Annotated in this window: 19 protein-coding genes; 14 read left to right on the top strand and 5 right to left on the bottom strand. The window is 66.5% G+C overall.

The features are described from left to right. Nucleotides 1–225: 225 nt before the first annotated feature. The 6 genes from rpsF (at nt 226) to alr (ending at nt 4940) form a co-directional block, all read left to right on the top strand. A complete protein-coding gene (rpsF, locus tag PCA10_RS25790) occupies nt 226–633 on the top strand; it encodes a 30S ribosomal protein S6 (protein ID WP_016495031.1) in 408 nt (135 codons plus the stop codon). A gap of 28 nt (nt 634–661) precedes the next feature. Then, complete coding sequence (gene rpsR / locus PCA10_RS25785; RefSeq protein ID WP_016495030.1) at nt 662–892, top strand: 30S ribosomal protein S18; 231 nt, start codon at nt 662–664, stop codon at nt 890–892. A 31-nt stretch (nt 893–923) separates the two neighbouring features. Further along, a complete protein-coding gene (locus PCA10_RS25780; protein ID WP_016495029.1) occupies nt 924–1817 on the top strand; it encodes a YybS family protein in 894 nt (297 codons plus the stop codon). A 21-nt stretch (nt 1818–1838) separates the two neighbouring features. Continuing rightward, nucleotides 1839–2285, top strand: a complete 447-nt coding sequence (gene rplI, locus PCA10_RS25775) for a 50S ribosomal protein L9 (protein WP_016495028.1) — start codon at nt 1839–1841, stop codon at nt 2283–2285. Between the two features lie 112 nt (nt 2286–2397). Further along, nucleotides 2398–3792: a replicative DNA helicase gene (gene dnaB / locus PCA10_RS25770; RefSeq protein ID WP_016495027.1), complete on the top strand. Its 1395-nt coding sequence runs from the start codon at nt 2398–2400 to the stop codon at nt 3790–3792. A 71-nt stretch (nt 3793–3863) separates the two neighbouring features. Further along, entirely contained in the window at nt 3864–4940 is a 1077-nt protein-coding gene (alr, locus tag PCA10_RS25765; RefSeq protein ID WP_016495026.1) for an alanine racemase, read from the top strand. Between the two features lie 8 nt (nt 4941–4948). Here the strand turns inward: alr and PCA10_RS25760 are convergent, their stop codons facing one another. Further along, nucleotides 4949–6856, bottom strand: coding sequence for a diguanylate cyclase (locus tag PCA10_RS25760; protein WP_016495025.1), 1908 nt, complete (start codon nt 6854–6856; stop codon nt 4949–4951). A 211-nt stretch (nt 6857–7067) separates the two neighbouring features. On the opposite strand from PCA10_RS25760, the gene PCA10_RS25755 reads away from it, so the two are divergent. From PCA10_RS25755 to PCA10_RS25725, 7 genes are all read left to right on the top strand, one after another. Further along, nucleotides 7068–9365, top strand: a complete 2298-nt coding sequence (locus PCA10_RS25755) for a YgiQ family radical SAM protein (RefSeq protein ID WP_016495024.1) — start codon at nt 7068–7070, stop codon at nt 9363–9365. A gap of 163 nt (nt 9366–9528) precedes the next feature. Continuing rightward, entirely contained in the window at nt 9529–10764 is a 1236-nt protein-coding gene (locus tag PCA10_RS25750) for a parallel beta-helix domain-containing protein (protein WP_016495023.1), read from the top strand. Next, nucleotides 10761–11870, top strand: coding sequence for an SO2930 family diheme c-type cytochrome (locus PCA10_RS25745; RefSeq protein WP_016495022.1), 1110 nt, complete (start codon nt 10761–10763; stop codon nt 11868–11870). The genes PCA10_RS25750 and PCA10_RS25745 overlap by 4 nt, the downstream gene beginning before the upstream one ends. 362 nt (nt 11871–12232) lie before the next feature. Continuing rightward, nucleotides 12233–15520 (top strand): transglutaminase family protein, encoded by a 3288-nt coding sequence (locus tag PCA10_RS25740; RefSeq protein ID WP_016495021.1) that lies wholly within the window; start codon nt 12233–12235, stop codon nt 15518–15520. 89 nt (nt 15521–15609) lie between these two features. Then, the gene (locus tag PCA10_RS25735) at nt 15610–18108 is read left to right on the top strand and encodes a circularly permuted type 2 ATP-grasp protein (RefSeq protein WP_016495020.1); all 2499 of its coding nucleotides are present in this window, start codon (nt 15610–15612) and stop codon (nt 18106–18108) included. After that, nucleotides 18108–19043, top strand: coding sequence for a transglutaminase family protein (locus PCA10_RS25730; RefSeq protein WP_016495019.1), 936 nt, complete (start codon nt 18108–18110; stop codon nt 19041–19043). The genes PCA10_RS25735 and PCA10_RS25730 overlap by 1 nt, the downstream gene beginning before the upstream one ends. Before the next feature lie 250 nt (nt 19044–19293). Further along, nucleotides 19294–20142 carry a mechanosensitive ion channel family protein gene (locus tag PCA10_RS25725; protein WP_016495018.1) on the top strand — a complete coding sequence of 283 codons (849 nt, stop codon included), beginning with the start codon at nt 19294–19296 and terminating at the stop codon, nt 20140–20142. Between the two features lie 113 nt (nt 20143–20255). Here PCA10_RS25725 and PCA10_RS25720 read toward each other — a convergent pair whose 3' ends face one another. From PCA10_RS25720 to PCA10_RS25705, 4 genes are all read right to left on the bottom strand, one after another. Then, entirely contained in the window at nt 20256–20702 is a 447-nt protein-coding gene (locus PCA10_RS25720; RefSeq protein WP_016495017.1) for a GNAT family N-acetyltransferase, read from the bottom strand. A 5-nt stretch (nt 20703–20707) separates the two neighbouring features. Further along, entirely contained in the window at nt 20708–21079 is a 372-nt protein-coding gene (locus PCA10_RS25715) for a thiol-disulfide oxidoreductase DCC family protein (RefSeq protein ID WP_016495016.1), read from the bottom strand. A 53-nt stretch (nt 21080–21132) separates the two neighbouring features. After that, nucleotides 21133–21720, bottom strand: a complete 588-nt coding sequence (locus tag PCA10_RS25710; protein ID WP_016495015.1) for an LOG family protein — start codon at nt 21718–21720, stop codon at nt 21133–21135. A gap of 393 nt (nt 21721–22113) precedes the next feature. Further along, entirely contained in the window at nt 22114–22737 is a 624-nt protein-coding gene (locus PCA10_RS25705; protein WP_016495014.1) for a LysE family transporter, read from the bottom strand. A 122-nt stretch (nt 22738–22859) separates the two neighbouring features. On the opposite strand from PCA10_RS25705, the gene azu reads away from it, so the two are divergent. Next, complete coding sequence (gene azu, locus PCA10_RS25700; RefSeq protein ID WP_016495013.1) at nt 22860–23309, top strand: azurin; 450 nt, start codon at nt 22860–22862, stop codon at nt 23307–23309. The last annotated feature ends 59 nt before the right edge of the window (nt 23310–23368 follow it).

Raw genomic sequence — 23368 nt, 5'->3', positions numbered from 1 at the left:
TCCCCGGATTGCATCCGGGCTACGGTTTATCCTGTGGCGCTTTCAGCTCGCCAGTTGTTCAAATAATCGACAATCTTCCTTGCGCGGCATTCAGGCCTTCTCTAGAATGTCGCCCCTTGCCGTGGGGGCAGGCTCATGCACGCCCCAGCCTCGGCAAGCCCAAACGAGATATTCACTCCTTGCCTGACCACTACGTTGGCAGGCTACAACCCGTAAGGAGCATTTATGCGTCATTACGAAATCATCTTCCTGGTTCACCCGGACCAGAGCGAGCAGGTTGGCGGCATGGTTGAGCGCTACACCAAGCTCATCGAAGAAGACGGTGGCAAGATTCACCGCCTGGAAGACTGGGGCCGTCGTCAGCTGGCCTACGCCATCAACAACGTTCACAAGGCTCACTACGTGATGCTGAACGTTGAGTGCAGCGGCAAAGCCCTGGCCGAGCTGGAAGACAACTTCCGCTACAACGACGCCGTCATCCGTAACCTGGTCATCCGTCGCGACGAAGCCGTAACCGGCCAGTCCGAGATGCTCAAGGCCGAGGAAAACCGCAACGAGCGCCGCGAGCGCCGTGAGCGCGTTGAGACTGACGCTGTCGCCGAAGGCGAAGACAGCGACAACGCTGACGAGTAATCCACGGATCTATTGAGGAGCCAAGTTCATGGCACGTTTCTTCCGTCGTCGTAAGTTCTGCCGTTTCACCGCTGAAGGCGTGAAAGAGATCGACTTCAAGGATCTCAACACCCTGAAGGCATACGTCTCCGAAACCGGCAAAATCGTTCCGAGCCGTATCACCGGCACCAAAGCCAAGTATCAGCGTCAGCTGGCTACCGCTATCAAGCGCGCCCGTTACCTGGCCCTGCTGCCCTACACCGACAGCCACGGCCGTTGATCTCGGTCTGTCGACCAAGGGATAGATACTGATGCGCGCTCTGGCTGAGTTCATCATGCGCGGTCGCAAGCAAGCCATCCTGGTGGTGGCGGGCGCTGCGGCTCTGCCGTTGATGTTCTGGTTGAGCGCGGCCGCGGGCAGCCTCGTGTTGCTGCGGCGTGGTGTGAACGATGCAATCGGCATCATTGCCTGGGCCCTGCTGCCAGCTCTTGGCTGGTGGTACTTCGGTGAGCCGCGCACCCTGATGGTGTTGCTCGGTGCGCTGGGGTTGGCCCTGGTACTGCGTTCCAGCGTGTCCTGGACGCGGGTGCTGATGATCAGCGTGGCGCTGGGTCTGTTGTACGGCCTGGTGCTGGGCGCGGTGTTCCGCGAGCCCATAACCGCCATGGCGGTAGAGCTGCAGAAGCTCATGCCGCAGGTGATGGGTGGCGTCTATTCGCAATTGGCGGATGACGAGCGAGCGCGTCTGGGAGCCATGGTCGCGCCGGTCCTGACCGGTCTGATCGCGGCGCTGCTGCAGTTGGTCAGCGTGCTGAGCCTGATGCTCGGCCGTTACTGGCAGGCAGCCCTGTATAACCCCGGTGGCTTCGGCAGCGAGTTTCGCGCGCTGAAGCTACCGCCGGCACTGGCATTCGGTTTGCTGGCCGCCATGCTGCTGGGTCCGAACCTGGGCCTGGAGCTGGCGATGCTGACGCCGATCTGCAGCGTGCCGCTGGCGATCGCCGGCCTTGCCCTGGTGCACGGTCTGGCGAAGCAGGGTGGGCTGGCCGGTTTCTGGCTGGTGGGGCTCTACGTGTCGCTGCTGCTGTTCATGCAACTGATCTATCCGTTGCTGGTGGTCTTGGCCATCGTCGACAGCCTGATTGATTTCCGCGGACGCAAGGCGCGCAAGAATGGCGCCGGCCCCGCGAACGGTGAAGGTTAAAAGTTAAGAGGTAAGACTCAAATGGAAGTCATCCTGCTCGAAAAAATCGCCAACCTGGGCAACCTGGGCGACAAGGTGAACGTAAAGTCCGGCTACGGCCGTAACTTCCTGCTGCCGAAAGGCAAGGCTACCGCTGCTACCGCCGAGAACGTTGCTGCGTTCGAAGCCCGCCGCGCCGAGCTGGAAAAGCAGGCTGCCGACAAGAAAGCCACCGCTGAAGCCCGTGCTGCCCAGCTGTCCGAACTGGAAGTGACCATCACTGCCAGCGCCGGCGACGAAGGCAAGCTGTTCGGTTCCATCGGCACCCACGACATCGCTGACGCCCTGACCGCCGCTGGCGTTCCGGTTGCCAAAGCCGAAGTCCGCCTGCCGAACGGCACCATTCGCCAAGTTGGCGAGTACGACGTTGCACTGCACCTGCACACCGACGTCGAAGCCGCGGTCAAGCTGATCGTCATTGGCGGCTAAGTTAGCCGCCGAGCGGGCTTGCACTCAGGTGCCGGCTCGCTAACATCGGGCACGTCATCGTGAAAGCGGTGACGTGCCCTTTGTCTTTCCAGCCCTAGAATTTTCCGAGCTCATGAACGAAATCACCGTCCCGGAACAGTTCGACCTGCAGACTGCCGCCCTCAAGGTGCCGCCGCACTCCGTCGAGGCCGAGCAGGCCGTCCTCGGTGGCCTGATGCTGGACAACAACGCCTGGGAGCGAGTGCTCGACCAGGTGTCCGACGGCGACTTCTATCGCCATGATCATCGACTGATCTTCCGCGCCATCTACAAGCTCGCCGAGCGCAACATGCCCTTCGACGTGGTCACCCTGTCCGAACAGTTGGACAAGGAAGGCCAGTTGCCACAGGTCGGCGGCCTGGCCTATCTCGGCGAACTGGCGAAGAACACCCCGTCCGTGGCCAACATCAAGGCCTACGCCCAGATCATTCGCGAGCGAGCGACCCTGCGTCAGCTGATCAGCATCAGCAGCGGGATCGCCGACAGCGCCTACGCGCCCCAGGGGCGGACCGGCGAAGAGATCCTCGACGAAGCCGAGCGGCTGATCTTCCAGATCGCCGAGGCGCGGCCCAAGACCGGCGGCCCGGTCGGCATCAACGACATCCTGGTCAAGGCCATCGACCGTATCGACGAGCTGTTCAACAACGGCGACGCCATCACCGGCCTGTCCACCGGCTTCAACGACCTGGACAACCTGACCAGCGGCCTGCAACCCGCCGACATGATCATCGTCGCCGGCCGTCCGTCCATGGGTAAGACCACCTTCGCCATGAACCTGGTGGAAAACGCCCTGATGCGCAGCGACAAGGCGATCCTGGTGTATTCCCTGGAGATGCCCTCCGAATCCATCGTGATTCGTATGCTCGCGTCCCTCGGCCGCATCGACCAGACCAAGGTGCGTGCCGGCCGCCTGGACGACGACGACTGGCCGCGCCTGACCTCTGCGGTCAACCTGCTCAACGACCGCAAGCTGTTCATCGACGATACCGCCGGCATCTCGCCTTCCGAGATGCGCGCCCGTACCCGTCGCCTGGCCCGTGAGCACGGCGAGATCGGCCTGATCATGGTCGACTACCTGCAGCTGATGCAGATCCCGGGTTCCAGTGGCGACAGCCGGGTGAACGAGATCTCCGAGATCTCGCGCTCCCTCAAGGCCCTGGCCAAGGAATTCAACTGCCCGGTGATCGCGCTGTCGCAGCTGAACCGGGGCCTCGAACAGCGCCCGAACAAGCGCCCGATCAACTCCGACTTGCGTGAATCCGGAGCGATCGAGCAGGACGCCGACATCATCCTGTTCGTCTACCGCGACGAGGTCTACCACCCCGAGACCGAGTTCAAGGGTGTGGCCGAGATCATCATCGGCAAGCAGCGTAACGGTCCCCTGGGCACCGCGCGCCTGGCCTTCCTGGGAAAGTACTCGCGCTTCGAGAACCTGGCGCCGGGCGCCTACAACTTCGAAGACGAATAAGCCGCAGATCAATGAACACGGGCGCCCAGGCGGTATGATGGGCGCCCGTTTTCGTTCATGAGCCCGCCTCGATGCGCCCGCTGATCGCCGCCGTAGACCTCTCCGCCATCCGCCACAATTACGCCGTCGCCAAGCGCTGCGCCCCCGGGCGCCAGGCCTTCGCGGTGGTCAAGGCAAACGCCTACGGGCATGGCGTGCGTGAGGTGGTGACCAGCCTGCGCGGCGAGGTCGACGGTTTTGCCGTCGCCAGTCTGGAGGAGGCCGCGGAGGTGCGCGCCCTCGACGACCGCTCGCGGGTCCTGCTGCTGGAAGGCTGCTTCGAACCGGGCGAATACCCACTGGCCGCCCAGCTGGGCCTGGACCTGGTGGTACAAGGCCCGGAGCAGGTCGAGGCGCTGCTTGCGGCCAGCCTGTCGCGGCCGTTGAACGTCTGGCTCAAACTGGATTCGGGCATGCATCGCCTGGGGTTCGCCGCCGACGCACTGCGCCAGTGCCACGCCCGCCTGCGCGCTGCCGCGCAGGTGGCCGAACTCAACCTGATCAGTCACTTCGCCTGCGCCGACCTGCGTGGCCATGGGTTGAACGAGGACCAACTGGAAAGCTTCCTCGGCCTGCTCGACCTGGATTTCGACCAGCGCAGCCTGGCCAACTCGGCGGCGATCCTGACCATGCCTGCCGCCCATATGGACTGGGTGCGTCCCGGCATCATGCTCTACGGCGCCTCGCCGTTCGCCGATCTCGGCGCCGCCGAACTGGGCCTGAAACCCGCCATGAGCCTCAGCGCCCAATTGATCGCGGTGCGCGAGGTCGCGGCAGGGGAGAGCGTGGGCTATGGCGCCGCCTGGGAAGCCGCGCGGCCGTCGCGCATCGGCACCGTGAGCTGCGGCTACGCCGACGGCTACCCGCGCCACGCGCCCAGCGGCACCCCGGTGGTGGTAAACGGCCGTCGAGTGCCCCTGGTCGGGCGGGTTTCCATGGACATGCTGGCGGTGGACCTGTCCGAACTGCCGAACGCCAAGGTCGGCGACCCGGTGGAGCTCTGGGGCGCGCAACTGCCGGTGGACGAGCTGGCCAGCGCCTGCGGCACCATCGGCTACGAGCTGCTGACCAAGGTCACCGCGCGGGTTCCGCGCCGCTACCTGGCCTGAACGGGGCCTTAGATCAACCCGGTACGGATCTTCAGCACATCCAGGTGCAGGCTGGCCTCCTCGGACAGCTCGCCGTCCTCGCCGAACACCGCCACGCCTGAGCGGCCACGGGCCTTGACCTTGTAGAGGGCGTGGTCGGCGGTCTGGTACAGCCCGGAGAAGTGCCGGGCGTGCTGGGGGAACAGGGCCATGCCGATGCTGATGCTCACCGACAGCTGCTCGGCGCCGTAGCACATCGGCGCCGCCAGTTCGTCCAGCAGGCGCTGGGCCAGTTCGCCGGCCTCGGTTTCGGCGTCCGGCCCGCCGATCAGCACGGCGAACTCGTCACCACCCAGGCGTGCCACCGCGTCGCCGCCGCGCACGTGCTTGCGCAGGCGCTGGCCGATGGTGCGCAGCATCTCGTCGCCGGCATCGTGGCCGAAGCGGTCGTTGATCGGTTTGAAGTGGTCCAGGTCGATCAGCATCAGCGCCAGCGGCTCGTCGTGGCGCTTGGCGTTGGCCAGGGCCGATTCGGTGCGCTCGATCAGGTAGCGGCGGTTCGGCAGCTCGGTCAGCGAATCATGGAAGGCGGCGTGCTGCAGCTCGCGCTCGCGCTCGCTGAGGCGCTGGTTGGCGGCGGCCAGCTCGGCGGTGCGGATGGTCACCGCCGCCTGCAGTTCGTCGGCGCTGGCCTGCATCTGCGCCAGGCGGGCGGCCTTCTCGCGGTCGGCCTGTTCCACCGCGGCGGCGCGTTCCTGCTTGAGCATCTGGATGCGGTAGGCGAGGGCGAAGGAGAACAGGATCGACTCGGTGGCGACGGCGACGGGGAACATGTAGGCGGTGAAATTGATCGGCTGGATCAGGCCGGCCGCGCGCATCACCAGCACCGCGGTGCTGACCAGCACGGTGCCGTAGCCGATCAGGTAGAAGCGCGCCGGGATGAAGCCCTGGCGCCAGCGGATCACCGCGCTGATCAGGGCGGTTGGTACGGTCACGATCGGGGTGATGGCGATCAGGATGGCGCCTTCGGCGCGAAAACCGAAGGCATTGATCAGGATGGCGATGGCGTAGAGCACGCAGGCCACGTTGAACAGCCGATTGGCCCAGGGCAGGCCCCGGCGGGTGTACAGCAGCTCCTGGGTGAAGCGCATCACGAAGATGCCCCAGAGCGCCGGCAAGGTGATGCGATCCAGCCAGACGGGCACCGGCGCGTCGGGCCAGAAGTACTGGAAGCCGTGGCCGGTCATGCTGAGGATGAACACCAGCGCCGAGGCCGTGGCCAGCACGTACCAGAGGTAGGCCGTATCACGCAGGGCGGCGAGGATGAACAGGTTGTAGAGGAACAGCGCCAGGATCACGCCATAGACCAGGCCGAACCACAGGTTCTCGGTGGACTTCAGCTCCTTCAGGTCATCCAGCTGCCAGATCTTCAGGGGAAAGGAGTTGCCCGCCGGGTCGAAGCTGCGGAAGTAGAGGGTCAGGGGCTGGGGGCCGATTTCCGGCAGCTTGAACAGCATGCGCCGGTAGGAATGGTCGCGGGTGTCGGCGAAGGGCCGGGACTCGCTGGACTCCCTCTCGGTCCAGCCGCCCCGGCCATCGGGGAGGAACAGGCTGACCCGATGGACGGTGATCCCGGAGTTCTCCAGCCACCACTGCTTGGGCGCGTCAAAGCTGCGGCCGAGCTGCACCCTAACCCACCAGGTGCTGCGGCTCTGGCCCACGGTGGCGCGGCCATCGGCCGGAACGAAGCGCTGCTGCACCTCGGGGTTGGCCATGTCCTGGATACCCAGCTTGCCCTCCGGGTCTTCCAGCAGGTCGATCGCGCCATTGAGGCTGGCCCCGCTGCTTTGCGGCGTCAGCTCAAAGGCCGCCCGCGCCGGCAGGTTCAGGCCCAGCCAGCAGAGCAGCAGGAAGAGGGTAAGGATCGGACGTCGCACCGCACACGCTCCTTGTAAGATTTTTACTACTGCGGCTGGGCGGCTTTTTGTTTCGGCAGGAGTATAGCGACCTGGAGAATCTTTCATCACGTTGTACGTGATTTCGTACAGCCTTGCAGTTGGTCTTTCAGAAACCAAGCGGAGTCGTCGGATTTGCTCAAAATTTGTGCTATATTCCGCGCCCCGTGAAAAAGCCCGCTGGTCAAAAAATATGCAAGCTGCGAAGCCGCTGTTCGACTATCCGAAGTACTGGGCCGAGTGTTTCGGTCCCGCACCCTTCCTGCCGATGAGCCGGGAAGAGATGGATCAGCTCGGCTGGGATTCCTGCGACATCATCATCGTGACCGGCGACGCCTACGTCGACCACCCGTCCTTCGGCATGGCCATCATCGGCCGTCTGCTGGAAGCCCAGGGCTTCCGCGTGGGCATCATCGCCCAGCCGGACTGGCGCTCGAAGGACGACTTCATGAAGCTCGGTCAGCCGAACCTGTTCTTCGGCGTGGCGGCGGGCAACATGGACTCCATGATCAACCGCTACACCGCTGACAAGAAGATCCGTTCCGACGACGCCTACACCCCCGGCGGCATCGCCGGCAAGCGCCCGGACCGTGCCAGCCTGGTCTACAGCCAGCGCTGCAAGGAAGCCTTCAGCCATGTACCGGTGGTGCTGGGCGGCATCGAGGCGTCCCTGCGCCGCATCGCCCACTACGACTACTGGCAGGACAAGGTGCGTCGCTCCATCCTGATGGACGCCACCGCCGACATCCTGCTCTACGGCAACGCCGAGCGCGCCGTGGTGGAAATCGCCCAGCGTCTGTCCTGGGGCGAGAGCATCGAGAGCATCACCGACGTGCGTGGCACCGCCTTCATTCGCCACGACACCCCCGAAGGCTGGTTCGAGATCGACTCCACCCGCATCGACCGCCCGGGCCATGTCGACAAGATCATCAACCCCTACGTCAACACCCAGGACACGGCCGCCTGCGCCATCGAGCAGGAGAAAGGCCCGGTTGACGATCCGCAAGAGGCCAAGTTGGTGCAACTGCTGCCCAACCCGCGCCTGACCCGCGACAAGACCGTGATCCGTCTGCCGTCCTTCGAGAAGGTGCGCAACGACCCGGTGCTCTATGCCCACGCCAACCGCGTGCTGCACCTGGAGACCAACCCCGGCAACGCCCGCGCGCTGGTGCAGCGCCACGGTGAGGTGGACGTGTGGTTCAACGCGCCGCCCATCCCGATGACCACCGAAGAGATGGACTACGTCTTCGGCATGCCCTATGCCCGCGTTCCGCACCCCGCGTACGGCAAGGAGAAGATCCCGGCCTACGAGATGATTCGCTTCTCGGTGAACATCATGCGTGGCTGCTTCGGCGGCTGCACCTTCTGCTCCATCACCGAGCACGAAGGGCGGATCATCCAGAACCGCTCGCACGAGTCGATCATTCGCGAGATCGAAGAGATGCGCGACAAGGTTCCCGGCTTCACCGGCGTGGTCTCCGACCTCGGCGGGCCGACCGCGAACATGTACCGCATCGCCTGCAAGGACCCGGAAATCGAGAAGCACTGCCGCAAACCGTCATGCGTGTTCCCGGGCATCTGCGAAAACCTCAACACCGACCACAGCTCGCTGATCGAGCTGTATCGCAAGGCCCGCGCCCTGCCGGGGGTGAAGAAGATCCTCATCGCCTCGGGCCTGCGCTACGACCTCGCGGTGGAGTCGCCTGAATACGTCAAGGAACTGGTCACCCACCATGTCGGCGGTTATCTGAAGATCGCGCCGGAGCACACCGAGCGCGGTCCGCTGGACAAGATGATGAAGCCGGGGATCGGCTCCTACGACCGCTTCAAGCAGATGTTCGAGAAGTTCTCGAGGGAAGCGGGCAAGGAGCAGTACCTCATCCCGTACTTCATCGCCGCCCACCCCGGCACCACGGACGAGGACATGATGAACCTCGCCCTCTGGCTCAAGCGCAACGGCTTCCGCGCCGACCAGGTGCAGGCCTTCTACCCGTCGCCCATGGCCAGCGCCACCGCCATGTACCACTCGGGCAAGAACCCCCTGCGCAAGGTCACCTACAAGAGCGACGGGGTGACCATCGTCAAGAGCGAGGAACAGCGTCGCCTGCACAAGGCGTTCCTGCGCTATCACGATCCGAAAGGCTGGCCGATGCTCCGCGCAGCGCTGGAACGCATGGGCCGCGCCGACCTGATCGGCAACGGCAAGCACCACCTGATTCCGACCTACCAGCCGGAAACCGGCGAGTACCAGAGCGCCCGCCGCAAGAATTCCACCCCGGCCGGCAGCAAGAAGGTCGGCGGTTCCGGCAAGATGCTCACCCAGCACACCGGCCTGCCGCCCCGCGCCAGCGACGGCAGCAACCCCTGGGACAAGCGCGAGCAGGCCAAGGCCGCGGCCTTCGCCCGCAAGCAGGCGGAGAACAAGGCAGCCGCCGCCGAGAAGGGCGGTGGCAAGAAGAAGCCGGCCAAGCGCCCGGTGGCGCCACGCTAAGCGCAACGCCAGCCCTCGGGCTGGCGTTTTACTTTCTACCTGGCCTGTAGGAGCGAGCTCTGCTCGCGAACCTCCGTGCTCGCAGGTTCATCCGTCGGCTTCTTCCTGAATCGAAGATATTGGTACTATAGTGCCAATATTACGATAAGAACCGGTGCCCGCCATGCGTCCTCTCTCCCTTCTTGCCCTCGCCATGCTGCTCGCCGGCTGCGGCGACCAGGCCGACACCCCCGTCGCCCACGCCGATTTCCAGAAGGACCTGCAGGCCCGGCTGATCAAGGCCAAGCCCGGTAGCGTCATCGAGATACCGGCCGGCACCTGGCACCTGGACCGTGGCCTCAGCCTCAAGGTCAGCGGCGTCACCATCAAGGGCGCCGGCATGGACAAGACCATCCTCAGCTTCAAGGGCCAGAAGGCCGGCGCCGAAGGGCTGCTGGTGGATGCCTCGGACTTCACCATCGAAGACCTCGCCCTGGAAGACAGCAAGGGCGACGCCCTCAAGGTGGTGGGCGGCAAGAACATCGTGATCCGCAATGTGCGCACCGAATGGACCAACGGCCCGGCCACCGAGAACGGCGCCTACGGCATCTACCCGGTGCAGACGGAAAACACCCTGATCGAGGGCGCGGTGGCCATCGGCGCGTCGGATGCCGGCATCTACGTCGGCCAGTCGCGCAACGTGGTAGTGCGCAACAGCCGCGCCGAGCGCAACGTCGCCGGCATCGAGATCGAGAACACCATCGGCGCCGACGTCTACGACAACCTCGCCACCGGCAATACCGGCGGCATCCTGGTGTTCAACATGCCCAACCTGCAGCAGCCGGGGCACGGCACGCGCATCCACCGCAACAAGGTGGAGGGCAACAACCACGACAACTTCGGCCACAAGGGCACCCCGGTGGCCAGCGTGCCGGCCGGCTCCGGCGTGGTGATCAACTCCAACGATGATGTGGAGATTTTCGACAACGACATCGGCAACCACCGCACCGCCAACGTCATCGTCAGCAGCTACTTCAGCACCGGCTACAGCGACCTCTCCACCAGCGCGGACTTCGACCCCTATCCCGAGCGCATCGCCATCCACGGCAACCGCTTCGGCCCAGGCGGCGACAGCCCCGACCATATCGAGCTGAAGGCCCTGCGGATCGCCAAGTTCGGTCTCAACGGCCGCCTGCCGGACATCCTCTGGGACGGCTACGTGAACCCGGCGAAGCTGGTGGACGGCAAACTGCCGGCGGCGATGGGCATCTGCGTCGACAACGGCGCGGCCACCCTGGTCAACGTCGATGGGCCGAACAACTTCAAGAACATCAGTACCGACATGAGCGCCCACCGCTGCACACTGCCGCCGCTGCCCGAAGTGGTGCTGGCCAGCGCCGGGGAGCAGAAGGGCTCATGAGGGGCGCGCTGTGCCTGATGCTCCTGCTGCTGGCCGGCTGCGACCGGCCAGTGGAGCCGCTCTACCTGCCCGACGGCGAGGCCTACCCGGAAACACTCAGCGGCTGGGGCATGCTGCAGCGCGCCGACGGCCACTTGCAGCCGGCCGCCACGGCCCAGGCCTACGACCTCAACACCCCGCTGTACAGCGACTACGCCCACAAGCTGCGCACCCTCTGGCTGCCGCCGGGGGAGAGCGCCCGCTATGCCGAGAAGGACTTCGACTTTCCCGTCGGCACCGTGCTCACCAAGACCTTCTATTACCCCAAGGATGCTCAGGGCCGTTTGCTGAAAAACACCCGGGACGACCGCGACCCGGCCCGGGGCCTGGATCTCGAACGGGTACGCCTGGTGGAGACCCGCGTGCTGCTGCGCCAGCGGCAGGGCTGGGTGGCGCTGCCCTATGTGTGGGACGAGGCCCAGCAGGAAGCCACCCTGGAGTGGGCGGGCGCCAGCGCGGCGTTGACCCTGCATGACGAGCGGGGCGACAGCCTGGCGGTGGACTACCAGGTGCCCGACGCCAACCAGTGCGCCGGTTGCCACGAGGAACGCCACGGCGAGGGCCTCAAGCCACTGGGGCCCAAGGCCCGCCACTTGAACCGCGACCTGGCCTATGCCGACGGTGTGGAGAACCAGCTGCAGCACTGGCAACGCCTGGGCCTATTGCAGGGCCTGCCGGCGCCCGAAGGACTGCCACGCAATGCCCTGGCCGGCGCACCCCGCGCCGGGGAAAGCCTGGAGCAGCAGGCGCGCAGCTACCTCGACATCAACTGCGCGCACTGCCACAACCCCAAGGGCCCGGCGCGCACCTCCGGCCTCTACCTCGACCCGGCCACCGCGCTGGGCATCCCCTATGGCCTGTGCAAGCAGCCGGTGGCCGCCGGCAAGGGCTCCGGCGACCGCCTGGTGGACATCCATCCCGGCCAGCCCGACGCCTCGGTGCTGGTCTACCGGGTGCAAAGCACCGACCCCAGCGTGATGATGCCTGAGCTCGGCCGCTCCACCGCCCACCGCGAGGGCCTGGAACTGCTGACCCGCTGGATCGCCAGCCTCCCCGGCGGTTGCTGACCTGGACGCATGGATGCGTCGCTCTTGTAGGGGCGAATTCATTCGCCAAGGGCAGGGAAGCTGCCCCGTGCGGCAAAAGGCAGGCCTTCGGCCTGCTTGGCGAATGAATTCGCCCCCACGGTTGCTACATATGCCCAATCGGCCTAAACAATCTGCCGGGAATTCCCTTCTCCTTCATCTTCCCTCGCTAGGCTTGAACCACACCCGTTGCCACGGCCCGCGAACCATTTTTGTGCGGCCGGGCGATTCGGGTGCGCAGGTGGCCCCTTTGCAGTGCTTGGAGGGGCCGAAATCAACGGTTCGGGGGCTGGCACAAGTCTTGCGCGACTCCCGCTATCGCCCAGGCCCGCAGGAGGCACGCCGTGTCGATCCATGTCGCACTGCATCACGTCACCCACTATCGCTACGATCGTGAGGTCAACCTAGGTCCGCAGATCATTCGTCTGCGCCCGGCTCCCCACAGCCGCACGCGAATCCTCGGTTACTCCCTGAAGGTCACCCCGGGCAAGCACTTCATCAACTGGCAGCAGGACCCCCAGGGCAACTACCTGGCGCGCCTGGTGTTCCCGGGCAAGACCCGGGAAATGAAGGTGGAGGTGGATCTGGTCGCCGAGATGGCGGTGTTCAACCCCTTCGACTTCTTCCTCGAGCCCTACGCCGAGCAGATCCCCTTCAGCTACACCGCCGACGACCAGCGCGAGCTGGCCCCCTACCTCAGCCGCCTGCCGGCGACCCCGCTGTTCGCCGATTACCTGGCCGGCATCGACCTCACGCCGATGCGCAGCGTGGACTTCCTGGTGGCGCTCAACCAGCGGTTGTCGCGGGACATCCGCTACCTGATCCGCCTGGAACCCGGCGTGCAGAGCCCGGAACAGAGCCTGGAGAAGGGCTCCGGTTCCTGCCGCGACTCCGCCTGGCTGCTGGTGCGGCTGTTGCGCCACCTGGGCCTGGCGGCGCGTTTCGTCTCCGGCTACCTGATCCAGCTCACCGCCGACCAGAAATCCCTCGACGGCCCCAGTGGCACCGAGGTGGACTTCACCGACCTGCACGCCTGGTGCGAGGTCTACCTGCCGGGCGCCGGCTGGGTCGGCCTGGACCCGACCTCCGGCCTGTTCGCCGGCGAGGGCCACATCCCGCTGGCCTGCAGCCCGGAACCCTCCTCGGCGGCCCCCATCAGCGGCGGGGTGGATGAGTCCGAGTGCGAGTTCTCCCACGACATGCGCGTCGAGCGGGTCTGGGAAGCGCCACGGGTGACCAAGCCCTACAGCGACGAGCAGTGGCAGGCCATCCGTGAACTGGGCGCCCGCATCGACGCCGACCTGGCCGCCGCCGATGTGCGCCTGACCATGGGCGGTGAGCCCACCTTCATCGCCATCGACTACCCCGACGATCCGGAGTGGAACACCACCGCGCTCGGCCCCAACAAGCGGCGTCTGGCCGTCGACCTGTTCCAGCGCCTGCGCGGCCACTACGCGCCCGCCGGCCTGGTGCACTTCGGCCAGGGCAAGTGGTACCCCGGCGAGCAACTGCCGCGCTGGTCGCTGAATTGCTTCTGGCGCAAGGACGGTGAGCCGATCTGGCAGGACGCCGCCCTCTACGCCGACGAAAGCCGCAACTACGGCGCCGACGCCCCGCTCGCCGCACGTTTCCTCAGCGGCGTGGCCAGCCGCCTCGGCGTGTCGGCGGACTACCAGTTCCCGGCCTATGAGGACTGGTTCTACTACCTCTGGCGCGAGCGCAAGCTGCCCGTCAACGTGACCCCGGACGACGCCCGCCTGGCCGACCCGCTGGAGCGCGAGCGCCTGCGCAAGCTGTTCGAGCGTGGCCTGGGTGAGGTGGTCGGGCAGATCCTGCCCCTGGCGCGTAATGCAGCAGGTGACGCCTGGGAAAGCGGCCGCTGGTTCCTGCGCGACGAGCATTGCCGGCTGATGCCCGGCGACTCCGCCATGGGCTACCGCCTGCCGCTGGACTCCCAGCCCTGGGCCAGCGAAGCCGACTACCCCTACGTGAACCCGGCCGACCCCAGCCAGGCCTTCCCGCCGCTGCAACGTGCCGCGCAGATTCGCCAGCAGCTGCGCGCGGGTGCGGCCAGGTCGCCGGGCGAAGACCGCCAGCCGGCCCTGCACCGGTCCGCCGCCGGCATCACCCGCACCGCCCTCTGCGCCGAACCCCGCGAGGGCCGGCTCTACCTGTTCATGCCGCCCCTGGCCGAACTGGAGGATTACCTGGAGCTGGTGGCGGCCATCGAAGCCACCGCCGGCGAGCTGGCGTGCCCGGTGCTGCTGGAAGGCTACGAGCCCCCCAGCGACCCGCGCCTGAGCAACTTCCGCGTCACCCCCGACCCGGGCGTGATCGAGGTGAACATCCACCCCTCGGCCAATTGGGAGGAGCTGGTGGAGCGCACCGAATTCCTCTACGAGGCGGCGCGGCAGTGCCGGCTCTCCAGCGAGAAGTTCATGGTCGATGGCCGCCATGTCGGGACCGGCGGCGGCAACCACTTCGTCCTCGGCGGCGCCACCGCTGCCGACTCGCCCTTCCTGCGCCGGCCGGACCTGCTGCGCAGCCTGGTCAGCTACTGGCACAACCACCCGTCGCTGTCCTACCTGTTCTCCGGGCTGTTCATCGGGCCCACCTCCCAGGCGCCGCGGGTCGACGAGGCGCGCAACGACGCCCTCTACGAGCTGGAGATCGCCTTCGCGCAGATGCCCGAACCCGGCGCCGACTGTCCGCCCTGGCTGGTGGACCGCCTGCTGCGCAACCTGCTGGTGGACGTCACCGGCAACACCCATCGGGCCGAGTTCTGCATCGACAAGCTCTATTCGCCCGACAGCGCCAGCGGCCGCCTCGGCCTGCTGGAACTGCGTGCCTTCGAGATGCCGCCCCACGCGCGCATGAGCCTGGCCCAGCAGTTGCTGCTGCGTGGCATGGTGGCGCGCTTCTGGAACGAACCCTACACCCCGCCCAAGCTGGTGCGCTGGGGCACCGAGCTGCACGACCGCTTCCTGCTACCGCATTTCGTCCAGCAGGACTTCGAGGATGTGGTGCATGAATTCAACGCGGCGGGTTACCCGTTGCGCGCGGAATGGTTCGCGCCGCACTTCGAGTTCCGCTTCCCCAAGTACGGCGACTACCAGGTCAAGGGCATCGACCTGGAGCTGCGCCAGGCGCTGGAGCCCTGGCATGTGCTGGGGGAGGAGGGCTCCGCCGGCAGCACCGTGCGCTACGTGGATTCGTCCCTCGAGCGGGTACAGGTGAAAGTCGCCGGCATGACGCCGGATCGCTACGTGCTCACCTGCAACGGTGAACCGGTGCCGCTGCGGTCCACCGGGCGGGTGGGCGAATTCGTCGCCGGGGTGCGCTACCGCGCCTGGCAGCCGGCTTCCTGTCTGCAGCCCACCATCGGCGTGCAGGTGCCCCTGGTGTTCGACCTGGTGGACACCTGGATGCAGCGCTCCCTGGGTGGCTGCCAGTACCATGTGGCCCATCCCGGCGGGCGCAGCTACGACAGTTTCCCGGTGAACGCCTACGAAGCCGAGAGCCGCCGCCTGGCGCGCTTCTTCCGTCACGGGCATACACCAGGCAAGCTGCAGGTCGGCGCGCCCGTGGTGAACGACGAATTGCCCATGACCCTGGACCTGCGCCGCCGTTAGGCGGCCCGGTTGGCCCGGCCGGCGGTATCGCGTCCGGGCCCCGCGTCGTCCGCTAAAGTTTCCCTGCTGCCTGTCTGCCGAGTTCACCGATGCCCGAGCTGCTAGCCAACTATCCCCTGACCTCCACGGCCTACCACGAGTTGCTGGACGCCGATGGCCAGGTACGCCCCCACTGGCGGCGCCTGTTCAAACGGTTGGAGCGCAGCAGCCCGGCGCAGATGCGCCAGCGCCAGGAACTGCTGGTGCGGCAGATCCAGGAAAACGGCGTTACCTACAACGTCTACGCCGACCCCAAGGGCACCGATCGCCCCTGGGAGCTCGACCTGCTGCCCAACCTGCTCTCGGCCGAGGAATGGCAGCCCATCGCGGCCGGGGTTGCCCAGCGCGCGCGGCTGCTCAATGCCGTGCTGGCCGACCTCTATGGCGAGCAGCAACTGCTCGCCGAGGGGCTGCTGCCCAGCGAGCTGGTCTACGGCCATCCCAACTTCCTCTGGCCCTGCCAGGGCGTGCGGCCGCCCGGCGGCATCTACCTGCACAGCTACGCGGTGGACCTGGCCCGCGACCTCGATGGCCGCTGGCACGTGCTCGCCGACCGTACCCAGGCGCCTTCGGGCGCCGGCTATGCCCTGGAGAACCGGCAGATCGTTTCCCGCGCCTTGCCGGAGCTCTATCGCGACCTGCGGGTGCAGTACCTGGCCGGCTACTTCCGCACCCTGCAGGAAACCCTGATCCGCCAGGCCCCCAGCGACGGCGAGACGCCCCTGGTGGTGCTGCTCACGCCGGGGCGCTTCAACGAAACCTATTTCGAGCACCTCTACCTCGCCCGCCAGCTCGGCTTCCCCCTGGTGGAGGGTCATGACTTGACGGTGCGCGATGCCACCCTCTACCTCAAGACCCTGGGTGGCCTGAAGCGTGTCCACGCGGTGCTGCGGCGCCTCGACGACGACTACTGCGACCCCCTGGAACTGCGCACCGACTCGGCCCTGGGCGTGCCCGGCCTGCTGGACGCCGTGCGCCGGGGCCGGGTGCTGGTGGCCAACGCCCTGGGCAGCGGCGTGCTGGAGTCGCCGGGGCTGCTGGGCTTCCTGCCCGAGGTCGGCCGGCGCCTGCTGGGTGAAGACCTGCTGCTGCCCACCCTGGAGACGTCCTGGTGCAGCCAGGGGCAGTTGCTGGGCAAGTCCCGGGAGGACCTGGCCGGGCTGGTGATCAAGCCGGCCTTCCCCAGCCAGAGCTTCGAACCGCTGTTCGGCCATGCCCTGGAAGACGGCGCCCTGCTGGCCCTGCGCAAGCGCCTGCTGGCCCATCCCCATGTCTATGTGGCCCAGCGCATGGCGCGGCTGTCCCTGGCGCCGGTCTGGCAGGGCGATGGCGAGGTCGGCGAGCTGCAATCGCGGGCCATCGGCATGCGCGTCTTCGCCGTGGCCGGCAGCGACGGCAGCTACTGGGTGATGCCCGGCGGCCTCACGCGGGTGGCGTCGGCGGCCGACGCGGAAGTGGTGTCCATGCAGCGCGGTGGCGCCAGCAAGGACACCTGGGTCCTGGCCGACCTGCCGGTGGTGGGCGAGCCGCTGCGCCCGCGCACCCTTGGCGTGCGCGAGCTGATCCGCCAGGACCCCTACCTGCCGTCGCGGGTGGTGGAGAACCTCTACTGGTTCGGCCGCTATGGGGAACGCTGCGACGACGGCGCGCGCCTGCTGCGGGTGGTGCTGTCGCGCTACGTGGACGCCGATGGCGACGAACAGGCGCTGCAGACGGCCCTGCAGCTGGCCCAGGCCGTGGGCCTGGTGCCGCGCGGCGCCGAGCCCCTGGAGCAGCGCCTGCTGGCGGCCCTGCTGGACGACGAGTGGCCGAGCAGCATCAGCGCCAACCTGCGCCGCCTGCATTGGACGGCGGCCCAGGTGCGCGGCCGGCTGTCGCGGGAGAACTGGCACGCGGTGCTGGAGCTACACCGTGATGCGCAGGCCCTGGACCCGACACGCACCGACCTGGGCGAGGCCCTGGAATTCCTCAACCGCCTGCTGATGTCCCTGGCCGCGCTGTCCGGCTTCGCCCTGGACGACATGACCCGCGACGACGGCTGGCGCTTCCTGATGATCGGCCGGCGCATCGAGCGGGTGCAGTTCTACGCCGAGGCCATCGCCGGCTTCCTCGAAGGGGGCGCCGCCTGGGACCCGGTGGCCCTGGAGTGGCTGCTGGAACTGGGCAACAGCACCATCACCTACCGCTCGCGCTACCTGGCCTCGCCCCAATTGATCCCGGTGCTCGACCTGCTCCTGCTGCACGAGCAGAACCCCCACTCCCTGCGCTTCCAGCTGCAGGCCCTGGAGCGCTCCCTGGGCCGCCTGCACCAGGACTTCGGCGCGCCCCAGGAGCTGGTGCTGAGTGGCCTGATCGGCCGCCTGCTGGCCTTCGACCTGGGCACGCTGGAAAACCCCCTGTTCGGCAACGAAAGCCTGGACGAGGTGCTCGCCGGGCTGGCCGGGCTGCTGCGGGAAATCGCACTGAACGTCGGACTGGTCTCCGATCGCCTCGGATTGCGCTATTTTGCCCACGTCGACGACGTCAGCCAGCAAACGGTATCCACCTGATGCACGCGCAAGCCCAATCCATCGCCCCCGTGCAGGGCGCCCGTTACCAGGTGTTCCACGACACCCACTACCGCTATTCGGCGCCGGTGTCCCTGTCCCAGCAGCTGGTGCACCTCTGGCCACGGGAGTGCCCCTGGCAACTGTGCAATGGCCAGCAACTGCTGATCGAGCCCGAGCCCACCCTGCGCCAGGACCTCGTGGACGTGTTCGGCAACCCCCTGACCCGCCTGGCCTTCGAGCGCCCCCACGACGAGCTGCGGGTCAGCGCCCGCCTGCAAGTCGAGGTGCTGCCCCACGGCCCGCTGGACCTGGCCGCCTCGCCGGCCTGGGAGCAGGTAGCCGCCAGCCTGGCCTTCAGCGGCCGGGCGCTGTCGCCCATCGAGCTGGAAGCCTGCCGCTACCGGGTGGAGTCGCCCTATGTGCGGATCAAGCGCCAGTTCAGCGAGTTCGGGGCCGCCTGCTTCCCGGCCGGACGGCCGTTGCTGCAAGGGGCTGCGGCGTTGATGGAGAAGATCTTCAGCGAGTTCGCCTTCGATGCCGAAGCGACCCAGGTGGCGACACCGCTCACCGAGGTGCTGGAACGCCGCCGTGGCGTCTGCCAGGACTTCGCCCACCTGATGCTGGCCTGCCTGCGCTCCCGTGGGCTGGCGGTGCGCTACGTCAGCGGCTACCTGCTGACCCAGCCGCCACCCGGCCAGCCGCGCCTGATCGGCGCCGACGCCTCCCACGCCTGGGTGTCGGTCTACTGCCCGCGCAACGGCTGGGTGGACTTCGACCCCACCAACAACATCCTGCCCAATCTGGAACACATCACCCTGGCCTGGGGCCGCGATTTCTCCGATGTCTCGCCCCTGCGCGGGGTGATCCTCGGCGGCGGCAGCCACGATCCGGACGTGCGCGTCACCGTGATGCCGCTCTGGGAACTGGCGGTCTGAGGTTCTGCTGGTTCGTTGGGCTTCGTTCCTCTGCCCAACCTACGGAACGCGTCTGTGCCAGCTCGTAGGATGGGTCGGGCGGCGTTCCGCTGAGCGGAGCGATACCCATCAGTGGCGGTCGATGGGAACCGCGAGTTCCCGGAACGCCGACCGACCCATCCACGCAGAGCACATTGCGCCCCGGACGGGCACTTTACCGACACCGTGCTAGCTTTTTCGAAGCCACTTCTTTCCTGCAAGGTGCTTCGCCATGGATGAAACAACGATCGTCAACGTGGGTACCGAGAAGGTCAGCGCGTTCATGACCACCGTCACGCAGTACGCCACCACCTTCGGCGTCAAGATTCTCGCGGCCATCGCCTTCTGGGTGGTGGGCCGCTGGTTGATCACCTTCGCGGTACGCCTGGTCCAGCGTTCCCTGGAGCGACAGCGGGTCGATCCCACGGTGCTGCGCTATGTCGGCTCCTTCATCACCGTGACCCTGAACATCCTCCTGGTGGTGGGCATCCTGGGCTTCTTCGGTATCCAGACCACCAGTTTGGCGGCGCTGATCGCGGCGGTCGGCCTGGCCATCGGCATGGCCTGGTCGGGTCTGCTGGCCAACCTGGCGGCGGGCGGCTTCATCATCGTCCTGCGGCCGTTCAAGGTGGGCGATTTCATCAGTGCCGGCGGCGTCGTCGGCACCGTGAAGGAGATCGGCCTGTTCGCCACCGCCATCAACACGCCGGACAACGTGATGACCCTGGTGGGCAACAACAAGATCTTCAGTGACACCATCCAGAACTTCAGCCACAACGATTTCCGTCGTGTGGAGCTGAAGGCCCAGCTCTCCGGCGCCGCCGACTGGCACGCCGCCGCGGCCGTGCTCAAGGAGCGTATCGCGGCCATCCCCAATGTGCTCAGCGAGCCGCCGGTGGACGTGGAAATCCTCGAGTTCAACCTGGTGGGTCCGGTGCTGGCGGTGCGGCCTTTCTGCCACAACGACAACTACTGGCAGGTGTACTTCGACACCAACCGCACCATCAAGGACGCCCTGGGGACCGACTTCCCTGCACCCATGCCGGCGCAGACCATCATCGTGCAGCAGCCCCAGGGTTAGGCCGAACGCAATCCGCTCCCTCTCCCTCCGGGAGAGGGTTGGGGTGAGGGGACCGGTGAGCAGGGTAGGGTGGATCGGGCGTCAGCGGTCCACCTTCGGAGCCGCCTTCAAGGTCAGGGCCTGTGCAGATGCAGGATGGGGAAGGGTTTGCCCGAACCGTCCAGCTCCGAGCGGGCGTACTGGACGAACCCCAGGTGCTGGTAGAAGCCCAGCGCCTGGGGATTCTGCTCGTTCACATCGACCTTTCGCGCACCCCGTTCCAGGGCGTGCCGCAGCAGCGCGCGGCCGATGCCACGGCCATGCTGCGCCGGATCGACGAAGAGCATTTCCACGCTGTCGCCACCGGTGCCGATGAAGCCGGCGATCCGGCCTTCGGCATCGCGCAGGCAGGCCAGTCGTACCGAATCCAGGTAGGCGTCGCGCACCAGGGGGCGGAAGAACTGGATGTCGTCCTCGCTGAGGAAGTGATGGGTGGCGCGCACGGCGGCCTCCCAGACCTCCACCAGGCGCTGGCGGTCGGCGGGGGAAATGCTGTCGAGGGTTTCGAGTGTGGTGGTCATCCGTTTCACCAGTGGCGCTTGGCCTTGTTCCAGCGATAGAGGAGGCGGGCGAAGGCCTTGTAGGCCAGTTGCGCCGCGCCGTGGATCAGCGGCAGGGAGAATAGCCGGGCTTTCCAGCGTTCCCCCGGCGAGTGCCGCCAGAGCACGATGAAGGCGTCCATCCCCATGCGCTTGACGCCCTGTTCGTCCACCAGGTGCAGGCGTTCGCGGACGTACTCCAGGTTCTCGCCGATCTCAATCACCGCGTCGTTATCCCGGTGGACGTCGGCCCATTCCACCTGGCAGGCGGTGGTCTTGCCCATCTGGCCTTCGATACCGGCTTTGCACACCGGGCAGGCGCTGTTGTAGTAGACCTTGATCCGTTCGTCGTCAGCCATGGGGGCTCCTGGCGCTGCGCGCGATGCCCCAGTCTAGCGCGACGGCGTGGCGGTCAGTGCGGCTTGCGATCGACCCACTTGGGGGCGGCGCTCGGGCGCCAGGCTTCCAGTCGGTCCAGCAGGATTTCCGGGTGGCCGCCGACCTGCAGCATGCCGCGGTGCTGGTCGCGGACGAAGCGCTCTTCCACCAGGTGGTCGAGGAAGTCGGTGAGCTTGTCGTAGAAACTGTTCACTTCCAGCAGGCCCAGGGGCTTGTTGTGATAGCCCAACTGGCCCCAGGTCCAGATCTCGAAGAGCTCTTCCAGGGTGCCGAGGCCGCCGGGCAATGCGATGAAGGCGTCGGACAGCTCGGCCATGCGCGCCTTGCGCGCGTGCATGCCGTCCACCACTTCCAGGCGAGTCAGGCCGTTGTGGCCCACCTCGGCGTCCACCAGGCTCTGCGGAATCACCCCGATGACCTCGCCGCCGGCGGCCAGGGCCGCATCGGCCACGGTGCCCATCAGGCCCACTGCGCCGCCGCCGTAGACCAGCGTGATGCCGCGCTCGGCCAGGGTATGCCCCAGCATGGCCGCGGTTTCACGGTAGATCGGCTTGGCGCCGGGGCTGGCGCCGCAGAAGACGCAGACGGAACGCAAGGACATGGGGGACTCCTGGTGCGAAAAAAGCGCGCAAGAGTACCGATTTCGTCCCCGCGCTCCAAGCGGTGCGAGGAGGCAGCTTCCGAACGGTAGGGGCTCAGGTCACTCGGCGCAGCCGCCGCAGGCACCGGCGGCGTAGGCGGCGAGCAGGCTTTGCAGGAAGTCCATGGCACATCTCCTTGTTGATGCATGGCGCCATGCTAGGTTCTGTACGAAAAGTGTCTGCGCTCGGTGATGCTGCGTTGAAATCGGCCTCAGAATGCTCATTTACAACACGTAAACTGCGCTTCTTCGGCCGATTTCGCCTTGCCTGACCTTCGCTCGACGACTTTTCGTACAAGACCTAGGGCCGCGTCCGGCGGCCCGTCCGTTGATTGTGTCGATGGCCCCGATAGCTCAGACCAGCTTGAGCAGTTCGGCCGCCGTCATGCCGGACAACCCCAGCAGGCAGAGGCCGCAGGCGAGATAGGTAAGGCGGTGCCAGAGGGTCGAGGCGGCGCGGCGGAACCAGTCCACCAGGCCGGCGCAGATGAAACACCAGAGCAGCGACGAGAGCATGAACCCGGCGAAGAACACCGCCAGGTGGGTAGGCGTCGGCTCGGCCACGCCCACCGCCGCCATGGCGCCACCCATGGCGGCCCAGTAGACGATGTTCTGCGGGTTGGTCAGCGACAGCGCCGCCCCCGAGGCGAAGGCGCCACCGCTGGCACCGGCGTCGTCGGCGGACGGTTGCGGCGGGTGCCGGGCGTCACGCAGCGACTGCAGGCCCAGCCAACCCAGGTACAGGGCGCTGGCGATGGTCAGCGGGTAGCGCACGGTGGCGCTGTCCAGCAGCAGGGCGAGGCCGGTAAGGCCCAGCGCGGCCCAGGTGGCATCGCCCACCAGGGAGCCGATCTGCACCATCAGTGCCGGCCGGTAGCCGTCCCGCAGGCCGCGTCGCAGGGTTTCGCTGAAGACCGCGCCGGGCGCGGCGTTGAAGATGAAGCCGAGGAGCATCGCGGCGATGAAGAAAGACAGCATGGCGCTTGAAAATCCTTGTAATCAGTAAAGCGCGGCCAGTTGCCGCAGGTGATGGGAACTCGCCGGTAATTCGGGCAGTCTTCCTAGTTGGGCCTTTCGCCCATTCTGCCAAGGAGACTCCCATGATTCGCAAGCTCGTCGTTGCATCCGTGCTGGCCCTGGCCAGTGCACCTCTGCTGGCTGCTGAATGTACCGTGGATGTGCAAGGCACTGACCAGATGACGTTCGATACCAAAGAGATCAAGGTCAGCAAAAGTTGCAAAACCTTCACCGTGAACCTGAAGCACGTCGGTGCGCTGGCCAAGAACGTAATGGGCCACAACTGGGTGCTGAGCAAGACCGCCGATGCCCAGGCCATCGCCACTGAAGGCATGACCGCCGGTATCGACAAGGGTTACCTGAAGGCCGATGACCCGCGCATCATCGCCCACACCGAGATGATCGGTGGCGGCCAGAGCACCAGCGTAACCTTCGACGTGGCCAAGCTGGCCGCCGGTGAGAGCTACGAATTCTTCTGCTCCTTCCCGGGTCACGTGTCGATGATGAAGGGTACCCTGGCCCTGGTCGACTGACCTATCAGGTGAAGACAAAAAGGCCGCTCCGTGTAGCGGCCTTTTTCATTCGTAGGAGC

This window comes from Pseudomonas resinovorans NBRC 106553 (assembly GCF_000412695.1).
GTDB classification, from domain to species: domain Bacteria; phylum Pseudomonadota; class Gammaproteobacteria; order Pseudomonadales; family Pseudomonadaceae; genus Metapseudomonas; species Metapseudomonas resinovorans_A.
Note: the sequence above shows the minus strand (reverse complement) of the source record. Positions and strands in the feature narration are given on the sequence as shown.

Bases quoted from the DNA above. Each gene is read 5' to 3' on its own strand.
- rpsF (WP_016495031.1), top strand. From the start codon at position 226: ATGCGTCATTACGAAATCATCTTCCTGGTTCACCCGGACCAGAGCGAG.
- rpsR (WP_016495030.1), top strand. From the start codon at position 662: ATGGCACGTTTCTTCCGTCGTCGTAAGTTCTGCCGTTTCACCGCTGAA.
- PCA10_RS25780 (WP_016495029.1), top strand. From the start codon at position 924: ATGCGCGCTCTGGCTGAGTTCATCATGCGCGGTCGCAAGCAAGCCATC.
- rplI (WP_016495028.1), top strand. From the start codon at position 1,839: ATGGAAGTCATCCTGCTCGAAAAAATCGCCAACCTGGGCAACCTGGGC.
- dnaB (WP_016495027.1), top strand. From the start codon at position 2,398: ATGAACGAAATCACCGTCCCGGAACAGTTCGACCTGCAGACTGCCGCC.
- alr (WP_016495026.1), top strand. From the start codon at position 3,864: ATGCGCCCGCTGATCGCCGCCGTAGACCTCTCCGCCATCCGCCACAAT.
- PCA10_RS25755 (WP_016495024.1), top strand. From the start codon at position 7,068: ATGCAAGCTGCGAAGCCGCTGTTCGACTATCCGAAGTACTGGGCCGAG.
- PCA10_RS25750 (WP_016495023.1), top strand. From the start codon at position 9,529: ATGCGTCCTCTCTCCCTTCTTGCCCTCGCCATGCTGCTCGCCGGCTGC.
- PCA10_RS25745 (WP_016495022.1), top strand. From the start codon at position 10,761: ATGAGGGGCGCGCTGTGCCTGATGCTCCTGCTGCTGGCCGGCTGCGAC.
- PCA10_RS25735 (WP_016495020.1), top strand. From the start codon at position 15,610: ATGCCCGAGCTGCTAGCCAACTATCCCCTGACCTCCACGGCCTACCAC.
- PCA10_RS25730 (WP_016495019.1), top strand. From the start codon at position 18,108: ATGCACGCGCAAGCCCAATCCATCGCCCCCGTGCAGGGCGCCCGTTAC.
- PCA10_RS25725 (WP_016495018.1), top strand. From the start codon at position 19,294: ATGGATGAAACAACGATCGTCAACGTGGGTACCGAGAAGGTCAGCGCG.
- PCA10_RS25720 (WP_016495017.1), bottom strand. From the start codon at position 20,702: ATGACCACCACACTCGAAACCCTCGACAGCATTTCCCCCGCCGACCGC.
- PCA10_RS25715 (WP_016495016.1), bottom strand. From the start codon at position 21,079: ATGGCTGACGACGAACGGATCAAGGTCTACTACAACAGCGCCTGCCCG.
- PCA10_RS25710 (WP_016495015.1), bottom strand. From the start codon at position 21,720: ATGTCCTTGCGTTCCGTCTGCGTCTTCTGCGGCGCCAGCCCCGGCGCC.
- PCA10_RS25705 (WP_016495014.1), bottom strand. From the start codon at position 22,737: ATGCTGTCTTTCTTCATCGCCGCGATGCTCCTCGGCTTCATCTTCAAC.
- azu (WP_016495013.1), top strand. From the start codon at position 22,860: ATGATTCGCAAGCTCGTCGTTGCATCCGTGCTGGCCCTGGCCAGTGCA.